Origin of the sequence: Pseudomonas sp. PB105, assembly GCF_009764655.1 — a bacterium.
Taxonomy (GTDB): Bacteria; Pseudomonadota; Gammaproteobacteria; order Pseudomonadales; family Pseudomonadaceae; genus Aquipseudomonas; species Aquipseudomonas cyclaminis.
The window spans coordinates 1-16,775 of record NZ_RWIO01000039.1 but is presented as its reverse complement, the minus strand read 5'-3'; the positions used below and the strand labels follow the sequence as shown (position 1 = coordinate 16,775).

The following is a 16,775-nucleotide window of genomic DNA, read 5'->3' as shown; positions in this document are numbered from 1 at the left end:
GATAAGTTGTTGTTTTAGTTAAAAAATGTAACCCGCGTTAGATAAAAACAGTTTAATAACAATAAAGACGAGGATGTAGGGATGAAAAAGCAACACAACAACACCCGGCTGATCTGCCAACTGTCAGCTGCAGCAGCCCTTGTATTGTCCGCCAATGCGATGGCGGCCGATGCGTTCAGCGCCGATTCCAAATGGATGACCGGCGATTGGGGCGGCGAGCGTACCAAGCTGATCGAGCAAGGTATCGATATCAAGGCCGACTACGTAGGGGAAATGGGCTACAACGCCCACGGTGGTTACAACAACGACAAGACCGGTCGCTACGCTGACCAGTTCGGTCTGGGCGTTGCCCTCGACCTGCAAAAACTGTGGGGCTGGGACAACACCCAGGCCAAGATCCAGTTCACCAACCGTAATGGCCAGAACATCTCCAACGACCGCATTGGCGACCCACGTGCCGGCACGCTCAGCTCGTCGATGGAAGTCTACGGCCGTGGCCACATGGTGCGTCTGACCCAGTTCTGGATCCAGCACCAGATGTTCGACAACAAGTTGGACGTCAAGCTCGGCTATTTCGGTGAAGGCGAAGACTTCAACACCTTCCCATGCGACTTCCAGAACCTGTCGTTCTGCGGCTCGCAAGTAGGTAACTACGTCAGCACCTGGTACAACTGGCCGGTCAGCCAGGCCGCGATCCGCGTGAAGTACAACATCACGCCTGAGCTGTATGCGCAAATCGGTGCGTACAACCAGAACCCGTCGCAACTGGAGCACGGCAACGGCTTCAAACTGAGTGGCAGCGGCACCAAAGGCACTGTGATCCCGGTGGAATTGGTCTGGTCGCCGAAGGTGAATAACCTGCCGGGCGAATACCGTGTGGGCTTCTACAAGAGCGCCGCCGATGCCAGCGACGTCCGTGAAGACGTGAATGGCAATGACGCGGCCACTACCCGCGCAGACTACCGCACCCACAGCAGCAAAAAAGGCTACTGGTTCGTTGCGCAACAGCAACTCACCAGCCACAACGGTGATGCTTCCCGTGGCCTGAACATCGCTGCCAACGCCACGTTCCACGACAAGGAAACCAACACTGTCGACAACTACCAGTCGATCATGCTGGTGTACAAAGGCCCATTCGATGCGCGTCCAAAAGACGACGTCGGTATTGGTGCCGCGCGCCTGCACGTCAACGATGACGTGAAGAAAAACGCCGAGCTGCTCAACGCCTCCAATGGTGTGAGCGACTACGACAACGCGCTGTTCTCGCCGATCCGCGAGACCGAGTACAACTTCGAAATCAACTACGGTTTCCACGTCACCAACTGGCTGACCGTGCGTCCCAACCTGCAATACGTTGTCCAACCGGGCGGCGTGGATAAAGTCGACAACGCGCTGGTGGCTGGCCTGAAAATTCAGTCTACGTTCTAACGCTGTTGCGATAAGCTCCTTCTCTCTGTGCGCATTTGCGGGTAGCCATGGCTATCCGCTTTTTTTTGGGCTGCACTGTGATATTCAGGACCGTGGCACATGCATGAGCATCCGCTGCAACGTTTTTTCAAATCCCTGCGCGAGCGTCCGGTGTTCGCCTGGGAGCGCTTTCAGATGCGCGATGTGTTGGTGATTGACCACCCGCTGTGCCAGGCGGTGTTCAGCCGCCAGGGTGCGCAACTGTTGCATTTCCAGCCCCGTGGCCAGAAACCCTGGTTGTGGTGCGCGGCCAAGTGGCCGCAAGTCGGCGCCATCCGTGGCGGCGTGCCGGTGTGCTGGCCGTGGTATGGCCGCCATCCGAGCGAAAACGCATGGCCATCTCACGGCTGGGCGCGGTTGATCGACTGGAAGCTCCTCGACAGCAGCACCGACGACGACGGCGTGCGTCTGCACTGGCAATTGCAGCTGTGCGACTGGCAGGTCGACCTGCACGCGCACCTGGGCGACACCCTGGAACTGCGCCTGAGCACCGAGCATCAGGACGAACTCCCGTGCCAGTTGAGCCATGCTTTGCACGCTTACTGGCGTATTGGTCACGTCGACGAGATAGCGCTGTCTGGGCTCGACGGTGCGCAAGGTTATGACCAGCTCAGTCGCCAGGTTTGCCAGCAGGAAGGCGAATTGCGGGTGGACGGTGGGTGTCAGCGGGTGTTCCAGCACGAGGGTGAATTGCAGCTCAAGGATCATGCTTGGCAGCGTGAACTGTGCATCGACACGGGTGACAGTGCGGACACCGTGGTCTGGCATCCGGGCAGCCGGCCGTTGCTGGGCGTGAGCTTCAACGAGGCGTCGGGGTTTGTGTGTGTGGAATCGGCGATGGCCGGGGCCAGTTTGGCGCCGGGGGAGAGGGCGCATTTGAGTTTGCAGGCTCGGGCTGGGGTTTAGCGGTGTGGCTGATGGCCCTATCGGGGGCAAGCCCCCTCCCACACTTTGACCTGTGAATACATTTCAAATGTGGGAGGGGGCTTGCCCCCGATAGGGCCAGTAAAGCCAACACACATGCTGGCTTAGTTAAACTCATCCCCCACCGGATACCGGCTGTCATTCAAGCTCTCTTTGATCTTGCGCAAATGCGGCTGGAAATCCACGCCTCGGCGCAAGGTCATGCCGGTCGCCAGCACATCCAGCACCGTCAATTGGATGATCCGCGAGGTCATCGGCATGTAGATGTCGGTGTCTTCCGGCAGCGGAATGTTCAAACTCACGGTGCTGGCCTTGGCCAGCGGTGAGTTCTCTGCGGTGACACCCAGTACTGACGCACCGTTTTCCCGCGCAATACGCGCCACTTCCACCAGCTCGCGGGTACGCCCGGTGTAGGAAATAATCACGAACAGCTCGCCCGTATGCGCCACCGAGGCGATCATGCGTTGCATCAGCACGTCGGCATGGGCGGTCACTGACAGGTTGAAGCGGAAGAATTTGTGCAGCGCATCCATGGCCACCGGCGCCGAGGCGCCCAGGCCGAAGAAGTGGATCTGCCGCGCCTGGATCAACAGGTCTACGGCCTTGCTGATCAGGTTCGGGTCCAGGGCCTGGCAGGCGCTGTCCAGGGAGGCGATGGCGCTGCCAAAGATCTTCTGGGTGTAGGCCTCGGGGTTATCATCGGCTTCCACTGCGCGGCTGACATACGCCGCGCCGCTGGCCAGGCTTTGCGCCAGCTGCAATTTAAGTTCAGGGTAACCGCTGACGCCGAATGAACGGCAGAAACGGTTGACCGTCGGTTCACTGACCGAAGCGGCCTGGGCAAGGGCGGCGATAGAGAAGCGGGTCGCCTGCTGCGGGTTGAGCAGGATGACCTCGGCGACTTTTTTCTCGGCCTTGTTTAATTCTTCGAGGCGGTTCCGGATCTGTTCCAGAAGATTTCGCACGCGGTCCATTCAGTCTTTCCTTCGGGCGACGATGCAAATAAAGGGCGGTAGCCAATCGACGAGTGGCATTTCGCGGTGGCCTATCCTACTGAGGGTAGCTGAACACCACCACTCGGAATGCGTATTTCGGGAAAATGTTGTGGTTATTACTACATTTTTCCTTGAGTGATGCCTTGAAAAAAGGTATTTGTAGCTTAACTTGATAAAAGAACAAACATCATGCCTTCGATAACCGTAGAACCCTGCACCTTTGCCCTCTTTGGCGCCTTGGGTGATCTGGCGCTGCGCAAGTTATTTCCTGCCCTCTATCAACTTGATGGCGCCGGGCTGCTGCACGACGACACGCGCATCCTGGCCCTGGCCCGTGAAGCCGGTTCCGAGCAACAGCACCTGGCCCATATCGAAAAAGAACTGCGCAAGTACGTCGGCAAGGAATTGGACGAAAGCATCGCCCAACGTTTCCTGGCGCGCCTGACCTATGTCCACGTCGACTTCATGAAGGCCGACGACTACGTGGCCCTGGCTGAACTGGCCGGCACCGAGCAATGCCTGATCGCCTATTTCGCCACGCCGGCGGCGGTGTATGGCGCGATCTGCGAGAACCTGTCCAAGGTCGGCCTGGCCGAAAACACCCGCGTGGTGCTGGAAAAACCCATCGGTTCGGACCTGGAGTCCTCGCGCAAGGTCAACGACGCCGTGGCGCAGTTTTTCCCGGAAAACCGCACCTACCGCATCGACCACTACCTGGGCAAAGAGACCGTCCAGAACCTGATCGCCCTGCGTTTCGCCAACAGCCTGTTCGAAACCCAGTGGAACCAGCACTACATCTCCCACGTGGAAATCACCGTGGCCGAGCAGGTGGGTATCGAAGGCCGTTGGGGCTATTTCGACAAGGCCGGCCAACTGCGGGACATGATCCAGAATCACTTGCTGCAGTTGCTGTGCCTGATCGCCATGGACCCGCCGGCCGACCTGTCCGCCGACAGCATTCGCGACGAGAAGGTCAAGGTGCTCAAGGCCCTGGCGCCGATCAGCCCGGATGGGCTGACTACCCAAGTGGTACGTGGCCAATACATCGCCGGTTACAGCGCCGGCAAGGCTGTGCCGGGTTACCTGGAAGAAGACAACTCCAACACCCAGAGCGACACGGAGACTTTCGTCGCGCTGCGTGCCGATATCCGCAACTGGCGTTGGGCCGGGGTGCCGTTCTACCTGCGTACCGGCAAACGCATGCCGCAAAAGTTGTCGCAGATCGTTATCCACTTCAAGGAACCGTCCCACTACATCTTCGCCCCCGAGCAGCGCTTGCAGATCAGCAACAAGCTGATCATCCGCCTGCAGCCGGACGAAGGGATTTCCTTGCGTGTGATGACCAAGGAGCAGGGCCTGGACAAGGGCATGCAACTGCGCAGCGGGCCGCTGCAACTGAATTTTTCCGACACCTATCGCAGCGCACGCATCCCCGATGCCTACGAGCGGTTGCTGTTGGAAGTGATGCGCGGCAATCAGAACCTGTTTGTCCGTAAAGATGAAATCGAAGCCGCGTGGAAGTGGTGTGACCAGTTGATCGCCGGGTGGAAAAAATCCGGTGATGCGCCCAAGCCGTACGCGGCGGGTTCCTGGGGGCCGATGAGCTCCATTGCACTGATCACGCGGGATGGGAGGTCGTGGTATGGCGATATCTGAATTGAAACTGCCTCGGGGCGTAACGGCCCACGAGTACCGCACCCCGGTGCTGTTGGCCGAAGGCCTGGCCCTGGATGTAGCCGAACAACTGCGCGCGGCCATCAGTGCCCGTGGCGAAGCAACGTTGGTGGTATCCGGTGGCCGCAGCCCCGTGGCGTTTTTCCAGCACCTGGCCAAGCAAGGCCTGGACTGGTCCAACGTCACCATCACCCTCGCCGACGAGCGCTGGGTGCCAGTGGAACATGCCGACAGCAATGCTGGCCTGTTGAAACAGCACCTGTTGCAAGGTCCTGCGGCCAAGGCCAGGTTCCTCAGCCTGTACAGCGCCGCCGCCAATCTCGAAGACGCTGCCGAGCAGGCCGATCGCCTGCTGGCCGAATTGCCGGCAATTGACGTGCTGGTACTGGGCATGGGCGATGACGGCCACACTGCCTCGCTGTTTCCCAACAGCCCGAACCTTGCCCAAGCGTTGCAGGCCGACGGCACCCGCCGTTGCTGGCCGATGCTTGCGCCAACCGTGCCACACCAGCGCCTGACCATGAGTCGTGCGCTGCTGGCCACGGCCAACTACACCGTGCTGTCGATTTCCGGCAGTTCGAAATTGACCACCTTGAGCGCCGCCCTGGCCAGTGACGACGTTGCTGCCATGCCGATTCGCGCGTTTTTGCAACCTACATTAGAGATTTACTGGTGCCCATGAGCCAAGGATCAGCCGCTATGAAAAGCCCTCAACCGACCGTGTCCATGGCGGATAAAGTTGCCTTGATCGACAGCCTCTGCGCCAAGGCGCGGATCCTGCCGGTGATCACCATCGCCCGCGAACAGGACATCCTGCCGTTGGCCGATGCCCTGGCAGCCGGTGGTTTGACCGCATTGGAAGTGACCCTGCGTTCCGAGTTCGGCCTCAAGGCCATTCAGGTGCTGCGCGAGCAGCGCCCTGAACTGTGCACCGGTGCCGGCACCGTGCTCGACCGTCACATGCTCGAAGCAGCCGAGGTTGCCGGCTCGCAATTTATCGTCACCCCCGGCATTACCCGCGACCTGCTGGAAGCCTCGGTGCACAGCCCGATCCCGCTGTTGCCGGGCATCAGCAATGCCTCGGGCATCATGGAAGGCTATGGCCTGGGTTATCGCCGCTTCAAGCTGTTCCCGGCGGAAGTCAGCGGCGGCGTGGCGGCCATCAAGGCCCTGGGCGGCCCGTTCGGCGAAGTGAAATTCTGCCCGACCGGCGGCGTCGGCCCGGCCAACATCAAAAACTACATGGCGTTGAAAAACGTGATGTGCGTGGGCGGTAGCTGGATGCTTGATCCTGAGTGGATCAAGAACGGCGACTGGGCCCGCATCCAGGAAGTCACCGCCGAGGCGCTGGCGCTGCTGGATTGATCTGATTTACCGAATCGTTGTTGCTGTGCTTAACGGCATTTTTGCGGTGCACTTGGTCGGTGTACCGCTTTTTTTTGCCTGCAAAAAACCGTGAGGCCACCACATTTTCAGTCTGTGCTCAGTTCGGTAATGGCGTTGACCAGCACATCAATGTCCGCCTTTGATGTGAGCAACCCCGGCGTCACCCGGATGCACGTACCAAACGCCGCCCCGGTGCGCGTGGTGGTGAACAGGCCGTAATCCTTGAGCAACCGATCCACCATCACCTGCTGGTCACGCCCGCTGAATTTGAGCGCGGTAATCCCGCAATACAGCCGTGGATCATCCGAAGTCAGCACCTCAATGCCTTTGAGGGGGCGCACCTGGCTTACCCACAGATCGCGCAGGTAATTGACCCGCGCACCTTTGGCCGCCGCGCCCCCCAATGCCTGATGTTCTTCAAACACCAGTGGCAAGGTCATCAAGGCCGGAAAGTTTGGCGTGCTGTAGGACGTGCGTGCGCGCACGTCCGTGATGGGGTAGTGGAACTCACCCATGTCCGGGTCGATATCTGCGAGGCGTTCCGGGGCGATGTACAGAAAACCCAGGGTCAGCGGCGCGCCGATCCATTTATGCAGGTTAAAGCCAGCGAACTGGATGCCCAGCTCGGCGAGGTTGAAGTCGATCTGGCCCAGGGCATGGGCGCCGTCGAGAATCACGTCGATACCCTGTTCACGCGCCGCCTCGGCGATGGCTGCAATGGGCATCACCAGGCCTGTGCGGTGGGTGACGTGGGTCAGCGCCATCAGCTTTATACGCGGGTACTCAGCGAAGGCGGTGCGATAGGTCTGCAACAGGTTGTCGAAACTGGCCGGGTGCGTGTGGGAAAGCTCAATCACCTCGACACCGCGAACCCCGGCCAACCAGCGCATGGCGCCCTTGACGGTGTCGTACTCCAGATCACTGATCAGCACTTGGTCGCCCGGTTGCAGGCGGTTGTAGTTGCGAATCAGCGACTGCAAGGCTTCGGTGGCGTTGCGGGTGAAGGCGACCGACTCCGGGTCCACATCGATCAACTCGGCCAATTGGCGGCGGATCTCGACGTTTTCGCCTTGTTCGAAGCGCTGGCGCACGTGCAACGAATTGCTGCGGTTGATAAACGCCACGTGGTCCAGGTACTGCGCCTGGACTGCACGGCTCATGCGCCCGAAGTAGCCGTTTTCCATATTGATCGGACCCGGTTCCAGGTCGTAGCGCTGGGCGATGGCCTGCCAGTGCAGTTCGTTGTCAGCATTGCGTGGCATGGCGGCGCTCCTGATTAATGACGCGGGGCAGGCTTGCCGTGCTTGGCGCGCAAGGGGTCGAGCAGTTCCGACAAACCGTTGTGGTCGATTTCCTGCATCAAGGCCAGCAAACCGCCCAGCTCGCCGTGGGGGAAACCCTCACGGGCAAACCAATTCAGGTAAGGGCCCGGCAGGTCGGCGATGATCCGGCCCTTGTATTTGCCGAAGGGCATTTCGCGGGTGATCAGCAATTCGAGTTTTTCGGGGTTCATGGGGAATTCAGTGGCGTGAGTCGAGACTTCGGAAAATACAGGCATTCTGCATGAAGGCCAAATGACAGATCATGCAAATAACGTACATACAGATGGTTCAAATATTTTTAAGTTGTTGAAATTAAACATAAAAACTGTTTTTCAAAACCTGGCACGAGCGCTGCAATCATTAAGACAACCCTTCGTAACCTGCCTGAGGAATTGAAAAATGACTGACATCAATAAAGAATCGATCTCCGTACTCAACGACCTGATCGAGACCAGCATCGACGGCCAGAAAGGTTTCAAAGAATGCGCAGAAGACATCAAGCACCCAGAACTCAAGGCGCTGTTTGCCAAGCGTTCCGCTGATTGCGCAACCGCTGCCGCCGAGCTGAAAACCGCCGTACGTGCACTGGGCGGTGATCCGGAAGACTCCGGCAGCATGGCCGGCGCGCTGCATCGTGGTTGGGTCGATGTGAAGTCGATGCTCACCGGTAAAGATGAAGAGGCTGTGCTGAACGAAGCCGAGCGCGGTGAAGATCACGCACTCAAGGCTTACAAGGAAGCGATCGAGAAGATCAACAAGCACAACCTGCTGGGCATCCGTGACCTGGTTGAGCGTCAGTACCATGGCGTACAGCGCAACCACGACCAGGTGAAAGCCCTGCGTAACCAGGCTCGCGCTCAGTCGTAAGCCAAATGCGGTAAAAAAAATGTGGGAGGGGGGAAAGCCCCCTCCCACATTTGTGTTGTGTCGGCCTTGAGTCAGCCGATGCTGATTGGCGGCAGCTCGGTCAACGTTACAACCTGTTGCTTACGCGGGGCGAGAATCTCGGCTTCGCCATCCACCACCAGCTCATCGCGCTGGTTGAACACGCGAGTGGCAATACGCACGCGGAATTTCGGCAGTTTTTCAAGGATTTCCAGGCGCACCGTCAGTGTGTCGCCGATCTTGACCGGCTTCTGAAAGCTCATCTGCTGGCCAATATAGATAGTGCCCGGCCCAGGCAGCTCGCAGGCCACCGCCGCGCTGATCAGCGCACCGCTGAACATGCCGTGGGCGATACGCTCCTTGAACATGGTCGCCTTGGCGTATTCGGCGTCCAGGTGCACCGGGTTGTGGTCGCCGGACATGGCGGCGAACAGCTGGATATCGCGCTCTTCTACAAGTTTGCTGTAGCTGGCGGTCTGGCCGACTTCCAGGGCTTCGTACGGGGTGTTGGTTACCTGTGTCATCTAAAGGTGCATCCTGTGGCTAATCGGTAATTATCGGCCGATTTTAAACGGCTGATTTTAAAAGAAAAGTTATTCGCAGTGAGCCGGCCTGCGCAAGGTCAGGGCCTGGTCGAGCCACGTCAGTACATCCGCGATAACGGCATCGCGGTTGGTTTCGTTGAACACTTCGTGACGCGCCTGCGGGTAGATATTCAGTTGCAGATGCTGACAGCCGGCCTCACGTAGCGCATGGGCCAGGCTTTTGAGACGCTTGCCCTCACTCACCGGATCACATTCGCCGCCCATCACCAGGATCGGCAGCCCCGGATCGATCTGGACGAGATTGGACGCTTTGCTGATTTGCTGCAAGCCGCCCAGCAGGTCGATCCACAGTTGGTTGGTACACCGGAAGCCGCACAGTGGATCGTTGATGTACTTGTCCACTTCAGCCGGGTCACGGCTGAGCCAGTCGAACGCCGTGCGGTTGGGCTTGAATGCTTTGTTGAACGAGCCAAATGACAGGAACTCGATCAACGCACTGCGCCCGCGCGCACCCTGGCGCAAACGCTCGGCCCGCGCGATCACCCGTGCGGCGCGGTACAGCGCCACCGGCTGGAAATTCGAACCACTGAGAATCGCCCCGTGCAGGCTGGCGCTGTGATGCAGCAGGTAGGCCTGGGCTATATAGCTGCCCATGCTGTGGCCCAGCAGGATGATCGGCAGCCCCGGTTGCTGCTGGCCGATGTGCTGATTGAGGCTGGCCAGGTCGCCCACTACTTTGTTCCAGCCATCCTTTTCGGCGTAGAGCCCCAAGGTGCCTTCGTCGGCGGTGCGGCCGTGGCCACGCTGGTCCGGTGCATACACGCCATAGCCAGCGCCACATAACGCTTCGGCCAGCCGCGCATAACGCCCGCTGTGCTCAGCCATGCCGTGGGACAGCATGACCACGGCGTGAACCGGGCCTTCAGGCATCCACTGATTGACGTACAGGCGACTGCGGTCATTCGCGGTCAGCCAGAAGGTGCTGTGGTTCATGGCGCTTCCTTTCTTCAAGGTCTGCTCGGGGTCGTTGCAGTGTATAGCTCATCTGCCGAGGGCCGGGGTATCTGCCTACGCATCAGCGGCAAGATTCATACAATCAATGACACGATTTAGCGTATTTGCCTGTTTGGTCATAGCTGCTAACGTCCCCAAAGCTCCGCTTTTTTTAAGCGGCCGGACACACTCAGGTAAGGGGACAAGAATAATGCAACCTGGTTTCTGGAATGACAAACGCGCGGCGGGCGTTCCCAATGATATCGACCTCACGGCCTACAAGTCGGTGATCGAAGTCTTCGAACGCTCGTGCAAGACCTTCGCCGACCGTCCGGCCTTCAGCAACATGGGCGTCACCCTGACCTACGCCGAGCTTGAGCGCCAGAGTGCGGCGTTCGCCGGTTACCTGCAACAGCACACCGACCTCAAGCCCGGCGAGCGCATCGCCGTACAGATGCCCAACGTGCTGCATTACCCGATTGCCGTGTTCGGCGCCCTGCGCGCCGGGCTGATTGTGGTCAACACCAACCCGCTGTACACCCCGCGCGAGATGCGCCACCAGTTCAAGGACGCCGGCGTGCGTGCGCTGGTCTACCTCAACCTGTTCGGTGCGCGGGTGCAGGAGGTGTGCAGCGACACCGAGATCGACTACCTGATCGAAGCCAGGATGGGTGACTTCCTGCCCGCCGCCAAAGGCTGGCTGGTCAACACTGTGGTCGACAAGGTCAAGAAGATGGTCCCGGCCTACAGCCTGCCGCGTGCGGTGTCGTTCAAGCGTGCGCTGCGCATGGGCGCCGGCCTGGGGATCACGCGTCATCCGGTGACCCTCGATGACGTCGCCGTGCTGCAATACACCGGCGGCACCACCGGCCTGGCCAAGGGCGCGATGCTGACCCATGGCAACCTGGTGGCGAACATGCAGCAGGCCCGTGCGTGCATGTCCCAGGTTGGCGACGACGGCCACCCGTTGATCAAGGAAGGGCAGGAGGTGATGATCGCGCCGCTGCCGCTGTACCACATCTATGCCTTCACCGCGAACTGCATGTGCATGATGGTCACGGGTAACCACAACGTACTGATCACCAATCCACGGGACATCGGCGGGTTTATCAAGGAGCTGAAAAAGTGGCGCTTTACCGGGTTGCTGGGGCTTAACACACTGTTTGTGGCGTTGATGGACCATCCGGAATTCAAGACGCTGGACTTCTCCCACCTCAAACTCACCAACTCCGGTGGCACGGCACTGATCAAGGCCACAGCCGAACGCTGGCAGCAAATCACCGGCTGTACCATTGGCGAAGGCTACGGCCTGACAGAAACCTCGCCAGTGGCCAGCACCAACCCTTATGGCAACAAATCGCGCCTCGGCACCGTGGGCATCCCCGTGCCGGCTACCGCGATGAAAGTGATTGATGATGAAGGCGTCGAGTTGCCGCTGGGCGAACGCGGCGAGCTGTGCATCAAGGGCCCGCAGGTGATGAAGGGTTACTGGCAGCAGCCGGCTGCGACCGCCGAGACCCTGGACGCTGAGGGTTGGCTCAAGACTGGCGACATTGCGGTGATTGATGAGGACGGCTTTGTACGTATTGTCGACCGCAAGAAAGACCTGATCATCGTCTCGGGTTTCAACGTGTACCCCAACGAAATCGAAGACGTGGTGATGGCGCACCCGGCGGTAGCCAACTGTGCGGTGATCGGCGTACCGGACGAGCGCACGGGGGAGGCCGTGAAGCTGTTTGTGGTGGCGCGGGCCGAAGGCGTGAGCCTTGAAGAATTGAAGACCTACTGCAAGGCCAACTTCACGGGGTACAAGGTGCCCAAGCAGATTGTGTTGCGCGATTCGTTGCCGATGACGCCGGTGGGCAAGATCCTGCGGCGGGAGCTGCGCGACATCGCCTGATCTTGAATTGAAATGTAATTCAAATGTGGGAGGGGGCAAGCCCCCTCCCACATTTGTTTAATGTTGTTCTGGAAGCCTTGTTCCAGAGCCTTCTGTCGGGGGATTTCAGCTACGATTAAAGTGTGACTAAATATTGTAGGACAGTCATGTTTATGACTGTCGAGCCCTCTTTAGGCTCTAGTCGGCCCTTGGCAAAGCTGCTACTCTCGGCGCGCTTTGTGACGTCTAGGCCTGCTTGAAAGCGCCAGATTCACCTTAAAAAAACATACACCAATAATAATCGCATCAAATGCGATGATGAATTCGCGTCGCTGACGTCGCTGAGGAGTGGGCTTCCATGAACGAAGACTTTTGGAAGGATAAGTACCCCGCCGGGATTGCTGCACAAATCAATCCAGACGAGTATCCGAATATTCAGGCGGTACTGAAGCAGTCCTGCCAGCGCTTCGCCAACAAACCGGCCTTCAGCAACCTGGGCAAGACAATCACCTACGGTGAATTGTACGAACTGTCCGGCGCCTTCGCCGCGTACCTGCAACAACACACCGACTTGAAGCCCGGCGATCGAATCGCTGTGCAACTGCCCAACGTCCTGCAATACCCGGTCGCGGTATTCGGCGCCATCCGCGCCGGCCTGATCGTGGTCAACACCAACCCGCTGTACACCGCGCGGGAAATGGAACACCAATTCAACGACTCCGGTGCCAAGGCCCTGGTCTGCCTGGCCAACATGGCCCACCTGGCGGAAAAGGTCGTGCCCAAGACCGCCGTCAAGCATGTGATCGTCACCGAAGTCGCCGACCTGTTGCCGCCGCTCAAGCGCCTGCTGGTCAACAGCGTCATCAAGTACGTGAAGAAAATGGTCCCGGCGTATCACTTGCCTCAGGCGATCAAGTTCAACGACGTGCTCGCCAAGGGCCACGGTCAACCGGTCAGCGACGTCAGCCCGGCCAGCAGCGACGTGGCCGTGTTGCAATACACCGGCGGCACCACCGGCGTGGCGAAGGGCGCGATGCTCACCCACCGCAACCTCGTCGCCAACATGTTGCAGTGCAAGGCGCTGATGGGCTCCAACCTCAACGAAGGCTGCGAGATCCTGATCACGCCGCTGCCGCTGTACCACATCTATGCCTTCACCTTTCATTGCATGGCGATGATGCTCATCGGCAACCACAACATCCTGATCAGCAACCCGCGCGACCTGCCTGCTATGGTCAAGGAGTTGTCGAAGTGGAAGTTCAGCGGTTTTGTCGGCCTGAACACGTTGTTCGTGGCGCTGTGCAACAACGAAGGCTTCCGCAAGCTGGACTTCTCCGCGCTGAAAGTCACCCTGTCGGGCGGCATGGCCCTGCAACTGGCCGCCGCTGAACGTTGGAAGGCTGTGACCGGCTGTGGCATCTGCGAAGGTTACGGCATGACCGAAACCAGCCCGGTAGCCACCGTCAACCCGATCCAGCATATCCAGATCGGTACCATTGGCATTCCGGTGCCGTCTACCGTGTGTAAAGTCATTGCCGACGACGGCACTGAGTTGGCGCTGGGTGAAACCGGCGAGCTGTGCGTCAAGGGCCCGCAAGTGATGAAGGGCTACTGGCAGCGCCAGGACGCCACCGACGAGATGCTCGACAGTGAAGGCTGGCTCAAGACCGGCGACATCGCGATCATCCAGCCGGACGGCTACATGCGCATTGTCGACCGCAAGAAGGACATGATCCTGGTCTCCGGTTTCAACGTGTACCCCAACGAGCTGGAAGACGTGCTGGCAGGCCTGCCGGGCGTGCTGCAATGCGCGGCCATCGGTGTGCCGGACGAAAAATCCGGGGAGATCATCAAGCTCTTCATCGTGGTCAAACCGGGCGCCACCCTCACCAAGGACCAGGTGATGGAGCACATGCGCGCCAACGTCACTGCCTACAAGGTGCCCAAGGCGGTGGAGTTCCGTGATGCATTGCCGACCACCAACGTGGGCAAGATCCTGCGTCGTGAGTTGCGTGATGAAGAACTGAAGAAGCTGGGCCTTAAAAAATAACCCGCCAAATTGAAATGCAGACCAATGTGGGAGGGGGCTTGCTCCCGATAGCACTGGTTCAGTCAACACATACTGTGACTGACCCACCGCCATCGGGGGCAAGCCCCCTCCCACATGTTTAACCGTGTTTTACAGCGCGAAATGCGCGAAGCTCACGTTAGCGCCTGATGGGCGCACGTCTTTCAAGAACGAATCCTTGTCTGCGCTCAGCTCCAACGTAATCTCCGGCTTGCGCTTGCCCGCATTGCGCACCACCAACCCTTCGATGTGCTCGCGCAGAAACGCCGTCGGCACCTTCAGGTGCAGCAACTGGTCAGTCTCGGCGTTGTGCATCAACAGGTGGATCCACTCGTACTGGCCGACGGCAATGCGGCCCAGCGGCAGGTCGAACCACCAGATATTGCGCTTGCGGTCCAGGTCGGTGAAGTGGCAGTTGTTGACGCCGAGTACGGCACCGCCCAGTTCGGTATTTCTGCGGGCAATGGCCTGTGCTTTATTGAGTTTCATAACCTTCCTACGGGATCTGTTATCCAGCGTTATAGCCTGAATGTGCCGGGCATTCTCGTGGGTTGGCTCCCAAACATAAAGCCAAACCTGCCGCTTTCGACGAAATGCCCGCCGAAAATAATTGAAACTCTGCCGAAGGGCCCCGGGTCAATCTCTAGGTAATCACCAAAACCCTTGATTGTTCTTTCGGAGAAACACCATGAGCAGCACATCGGATAAGGCAAAAGGCTTGGCGAACGAAGCGGTCGGCAATATCAAGCAAGGCGTCGGCAAAGTCACCGGCAACGACAAGCTGCAAGCGGAAGGTGTGATCCAGGAAAAGAAAGGCGAAGTGCAGAAAGCGGTCGGCGATACCAAAGATGCGGTAAAAAAAGCCACCAAGTAAGCCTGCGTCACTGGCTGTGTTCCTACAGCCCGGCGGCCATCCACGGATGGCCGTTTTTGTATCTGACGATGCAACTAAACTTTCGTAATTGTTTCAAAGTCGCCAAATGGGCTACTTTGATGTAGAAAACGGCCCCTGAGTCGCCCACGAACTTAACCTTTTTGCGGCGAAAGGAGACGCTATGATCTTTCCGGTTCTCGATGGTCTCAAGCTGCACAAAGTGCTGATACGCACCGTCAAGGAATTCGTCGACGACGAAATGCCCACCTACGCCTCGGCACTGGCCTACCAGATGCTGTTCTCGCTGTTTCCCTTCCTGCTGTTCCTGATTGCCCTGATCGGTTTCCTGCACTTGCCCGACTTTTTCACCTGGCTGCGCCTTCAGTCGGAACTGGTGTTGCCGCCCCAGGCCCTGGAGCAGGTCAACCCGGTGATTGACCAGTTGCAGCAATCCAAGGGCGGCCTGCTGTCGGTGGGTATCGTGATTGCGCTGTGGACTGCTTCGGCGGGCGTGCGGCTGATGATGAGTGCGATGAACGCAGCCTACGACGTGGTGGAAGGCCGGCCGATCTGGAAGCGTTTTCCGCTGTCGATTTTCTACACCGTGGGCATCGCCGGCATGCTGCTGGCCGCTGCTGCCTTGATGGTGCTCGGCCCACAAGTGATGGAATGGGTGGCGGGGCAGATCGGCATGCAGGAGTTCGTGGTCACCTTGTGGACCATTCTGCGCTGGCCGCTGATTGTGATTTTGCTGATGTTCGCCGTGGCCCTGATGTATTACGTGATGCCCGACGTCGAACAGAAATTCCGCTTTATCACCCCAGGTTCGGTACTCGCGGTGGTGGTCTGGATCGTGGCCTCACTGGGCTTTGGCTATTACGTCAAAACCTTCGCCGACTACAACGCCATGTATGGCAGTATCGGTGCGATCATCGTGTTGCTGCTCTATTTCTACATTTCCGCTGCTGTGCTGCTGCTCGGTGCGGAGATGAATGCGGTGATCGAACACATGTCGGCCGAGGGCAAGGATCCTGGTGCAAAAGAGTTCGACGAACCCGGCCACACCGATGAAAAACAGCATGTCTCTGGCCTCGGCCGTGACCACTCCAAGCCCACTCCCGTTGAGCCTGATCAATGATCCGTGAAATCCTGAAAATGGGCGACGAGCGCCTGCTGCGTATCGCGCCACCGGTCCCGCCGGAGATGTTCGACAGCCCAGAGCTGTGGCAATTGATCGATGACATGTTCCAGACCATGGAACACGTCGGCGGCGTAGGCCTGGCAGCGCCGCAGATTGGCGTCGACCTGCAATTGGTGATCTTCGGTTTCGAAGCCAGCGAACGTTACCCGGACGCGCCGCCGGTGCCGCAGACCATCCTGATCAACCCGTTGATCACGCCCCTCAGCCCCGTGCTGGAAGAGGGTTACGAAGGTTGCTTGTCGGTACCCGGCCTGCGCGGTGCGGTGGATCGTTACCAGCAGATCCGCTACGAGGGTTTCGATCCCAAGGGCGAGCCGATCGGGCGCATTGCCGACGGTTTTCATGCGCGGGTGGTGCAGCACGAGTGCGATCACCTGATTGGCCGGTTGTATCCGTCGCGGATTACCGACTTCAGCAAGTTCGGGTTTATCGAAGTGATGTTTCCCGACATGGACCCCACAGCCGACGAATAGCCCCCAGACACACTGAAATCAAAAAATGTGGGAGGGGGCTTGCCCCCGATGGCAGTGTTTCAGCCACCTCATGCATCGGCTGACACTCT

Annotated in this window: 17 protein-coding genes; 11 read left to right on the top strand and 6 right to left on the bottom strand. The window is 58.9% G+C overall.

Going from position 1 to position 16,775, the window contains the following annotated elements:
- The first annotated feature begins 81 nt into the window (after positions 1–81).
- Entirely contained in the window at positions 82–1,428 is a 1,347-nt protein-coding gene (locus tag EJD88_RS09010; RefSeq protein ID WP_122308159.1) for a carbohydrate porin, read from the top strand.
- A gap of 99 nt (positions 1,429–1,527) precedes the next feature.
- The gene (locus EJD88_RS09005) at positions 1,528–2,373 is read left to right on the top strand and encodes a D-hexose-6-phosphate mutarotase (protein WP_099585441.1); all 846 of its coding nucleotides are present in this window, start codon (positions 1,528–1,530) and stop codon (positions 2,371–2,373) included.
- A gap of 122 nt (positions 2,374–2,495) precedes the next feature.
- Here EJD88_RS09005 and EJD88_RS09000 read toward each other — a convergent pair whose 3' ends face one another.
- On the bottom strand, positions 2,496–3,356 hold the full coding sequence (locus EJD88_RS09000; RefSeq protein WP_169851198.1) for a MurR/RpiR family transcriptional regulator: 861 nt from the start codon (positions 3,354–3,356) through the stop codon (positions 2,496–2,498).
- Between the two features lie 219 nt (positions 3,357–3,575).
- Between EJD88_RS09000 and zwf the strand changes: the two genes are divergently transcribed.
- The 3 genes from zwf to EJD88_RS08985 are packed head-to-tail and all read left to right on the top strand — an operon-like array spanning position 3,576 to position 6,425.
- The gene (gene zwf / locus EJD88_RS08995; RefSeq protein ID WP_158877799.1) at positions 3,576–5,042 is read left to right on the top strand and encodes a glucose-6-phosphate dehydrogenase; all 1,467 of its coding nucleotides are present in this window, start codon (positions 3,576–3,578) and stop codon (positions 5,040–5,042) included.
- Positions 5,029–5,742 carry a 6-phosphogluconolactonase gene (pgl, locus tag EJD88_RS08990; protein WP_158877797.1) on the top strand — a complete coding sequence of 238 codons (714 nt, stop codon included), beginning with the start codon at positions 5,029–5,031 and terminating at the stop codon, positions 5,740–5,742. The genes zwf and pgl overlap by 14 nt, the downstream gene beginning before the upstream one ends.
- A 17-nt stretch (positions 5,743–5,759) precedes the next feature.
- Positions 5,760–6,425: a bifunctional 4-hydroxy-2-oxoglutarate aldolase/2-dehydro-3-deoxy-phosphogluconate aldolase gene (locus EJD88_RS08985; protein ID WP_099585438.1), complete on the top strand. Its 666-nt coding sequence runs from the start codon at positions 5,760–5,762 to the stop codon at positions 6,423–6,425.
- Positions 6,426–6,532: 107 nt separating this feature from the next.
- On the opposite strand, the gene EJD88_RS08980 is transcribed toward EJD88_RS08985, so the two are convergent.
- Positions 6,533–7,708: an aminotransferase class V-fold PLP-dependent enzyme gene (locus EJD88_RS08980; protein WP_158877795.1), complete on the bottom strand. Its 1,176-nt coding sequence runs from the start codon at positions 7,706–7,708 to the stop codon at positions 6,533–6,535.
- A gap of 14 nt (positions 7,709–7,722) precedes the next feature.
- Entirely contained in the window at positions 7,723–7,959 is a 237-nt protein-coding gene (locus EJD88_RS08975) for a DUF3820 family protein (RefSeq protein ID WP_099585436.1), read from the bottom strand.
- 208 nt (positions 7,960–8,167) lie between these two features.
- Between EJD88_RS08975 and EJD88_RS08970 the strand changes: the two genes are divergently transcribed.
- Complete coding sequence (locus EJD88_RS08970) at positions 8,168–8,635, top strand: PA2169 family four-helix-bundle protein (RefSeq protein WP_099585435.1); 468 nt, start codon at positions 8,168–8,170, stop codon at positions 8,633–8,635.
- Positions 8,636–8,706: 71 nt separating this feature from the next.
- Here the strand turns inward: EJD88_RS08970 and EJD88_RS08965 are convergent, their stop codons facing one another.
- Positions 8,707–9,177, bottom strand: a complete 471-nt coding sequence (locus EJD88_RS08965; RefSeq protein ID WP_010208208.1) for a MaoC family dehydratase — start codon at positions 9,175–9,177, stop codon at positions 8,707–8,709.
- A 69-nt stretch (positions 9,178–9,246) separates the two neighbouring features.
- Entirely contained in the window at positions 9,247–10,191 is a 945-nt protein-coding gene (locus tag EJD88_RS08960) for an alpha/beta hydrolase (protein ID WP_099585434.1), read from the bottom strand.
- Between the two features lie 211 nt (positions 10,192–10,402).
- On the opposite strand from EJD88_RS08960, the gene fadD2 reads away from it, so the two are divergent.
- Together fadD2 and fadD1 are read left to right on the top strand one after the other, a co-directional pair.
- On the top strand, positions 10,403–12,091 hold the full coding sequence (fadD2, locus tag EJD88_RS08955; RefSeq protein ID WP_099585433.1) for a long-chain-fatty-acid--CoA ligase FadD2: 1,689 nt from the start codon (positions 10,403–10,405) through the stop codon (positions 12,089–12,091).
- A gap of 337 nt (positions 12,092–12,428) precedes the next feature.
- On the top strand, positions 12,429–14,120 hold the full coding sequence (fadD1, locus tag EJD88_RS08950) for a long-chain-fatty-acid--CoA ligase FadD1 (protein WP_158877793.1): 1,692 nt from the start codon (positions 12,429–12,431) through the stop codon (positions 14,118–14,120).
- 129 nt (positions 14,121–14,249) lie between these two features.
- Here the strand turns inward: fadD1 and EJD88_RS08945 are convergent, their stop codons facing one another.
- A complete protein-coding gene (locus EJD88_RS08945; RefSeq protein ID WP_099585431.1) occupies positions 14,250–14,627 on the bottom strand; it encodes a hypothetical protein in 378 nt (125 codons plus the stop codon).
- A gap of 199 nt (positions 14,628–14,826) precedes the next feature.
- Between EJD88_RS08945 and EJD88_RS08940 the strand changes: the two genes are divergently transcribed.
- The 3 genes from EJD88_RS08940 to def all read left to right on the top strand — a co-directional run bounded on the left by EJD88_RS08940 (position 14,827) and on the right by def (position 16,686).
- Positions 14,827–15,012, top strand: a complete 186-nt coding sequence (locus EJD88_RS08940) for a CsbD family protein (RefSeq protein ID WP_099585430.1) — start codon at positions 14,827–14,829, stop codon at positions 15,010–15,012.
- Between the two features lie 181 nt (positions 15,013–15,193).
- On the top strand, positions 15,194–16,150 hold the full coding sequence (locus EJD88_RS08935) for a YihY/virulence factor BrkB family protein (protein WP_099585429.1): 957 nt from the start codon (positions 15,194–15,196) through the stop codon (positions 16,148–16,150).
- Positions 16,147–16,686, top strand: coding sequence for a peptide deformylase (gene def / locus EJD88_RS08930; RefSeq protein ID WP_158877791.1), 540 nt, complete (start codon positions 16,147–16,149; stop codon positions 16,684–16,686). The genes EJD88_RS08935 and def overlap by 4 nt, the downstream gene beginning before the upstream one ends.
- Positions 16,687–16,775: the final 89 nt, after the last annotated feature.

Coding starts and splice junctions, on each gene's coding strand:
- EJD88_RS09010 (WP_122308159.1), top strand. CDS start 82: ATGAAAAAGCAACACAACAACACCCGGCTGATCTGCCAACTGTCAGCT.
- EJD88_RS09005 (WP_099585441.1), top strand. CDS start 1,528: ATGCATGAGCATCCGCTGCAACGTTTTTTCAAATCCCTGCGCGAGCGT.
- zwf (WP_158877799.1), top strand. CDS start 3,576: ATGCCTTCGATAACCGTAGAACCCTGCACCTTTGCCCTCTTTGGCGCC.
- pgl (WP_158877797.1), top strand. CDS start 5,029: ATGGCGATATCTGAATTGAAACTGCCTCGGGGCGTAACGGCCCACGAG.
- EJD88_RS08985 (WP_099585438.1), top strand. CDS start 5,760: ATGAAAAGCCCTCAACCGACCGTGTCCATGGCGGATAAAGTTGCCTTG.
- EJD88_RS08980 (WP_158877795.1), bottom strand. CDS start 7,708: ATGCCACGCAATGCTGACAACGAACTGCACTGGCAGGCCATCGCCCAG.
- EJD88_RS08975 (WP_099585436.1), bottom strand. CDS start 7,959: ATGAACCCCGAAAAACTCGAATTGCTGATCACCCGCGAAATGCCCTTC.
- EJD88_RS08970 (WP_099585435.1), top strand. CDS start 8,168: ATGACTGACATCAATAAAGAATCGATCTCCGTACTCAACGACCTGATC.
- EJD88_RS08965 (WP_010208208.1), bottom strand. CDS start 9,177: ATGACACAGGTAACCAACACCCCGTACGAAGCCCTGGAAGTCGGCCAG.
- EJD88_RS08960 (WP_099585434.1), bottom strand. CDS start 10,191: ATGAACCACAGCACCTTCTGGCTGACCGCGAATGACCGCAGTCGCCTG.
- fadD2 (WP_099585433.1), top strand. CDS start 10,403: ATGCAACCTGGTTTCTGGAATGACAAACGCGCGGCGGGCGTTCCCAAT.
- fadD1 (WP_158877793.1), top strand. CDS start 12,429: ATGAACGAAGACTTTTGGAAGGATAAGTACCCCGCCGGGATTGCTGCA.
- EJD88_RS08945 (WP_099585431.1), bottom strand. CDS start 14,627: ATGAAACTCAATAAAGCACAGGCCATTGCCCGCAGAAATACCGAACTG.
- EJD88_RS08940 (WP_099585430.1), top strand. CDS start 14,827: ATGAGCAGCACATCGGATAAGGCAAAAGGCTTGGCGAACGAAGCGGTC.
- EJD88_RS08935 (WP_099585429.1), top strand. CDS start 15,194: ATGATCTTTCCGGTTCTCGATGGTCTCAAGCTGCACAAAGTGCTGATA.
- def (WP_158877791.1), top strand. CDS start 16,147: ATGATCCGTGAAATCCTGAAAATGGGCGACGAGCGCCTGCTGCGTATC.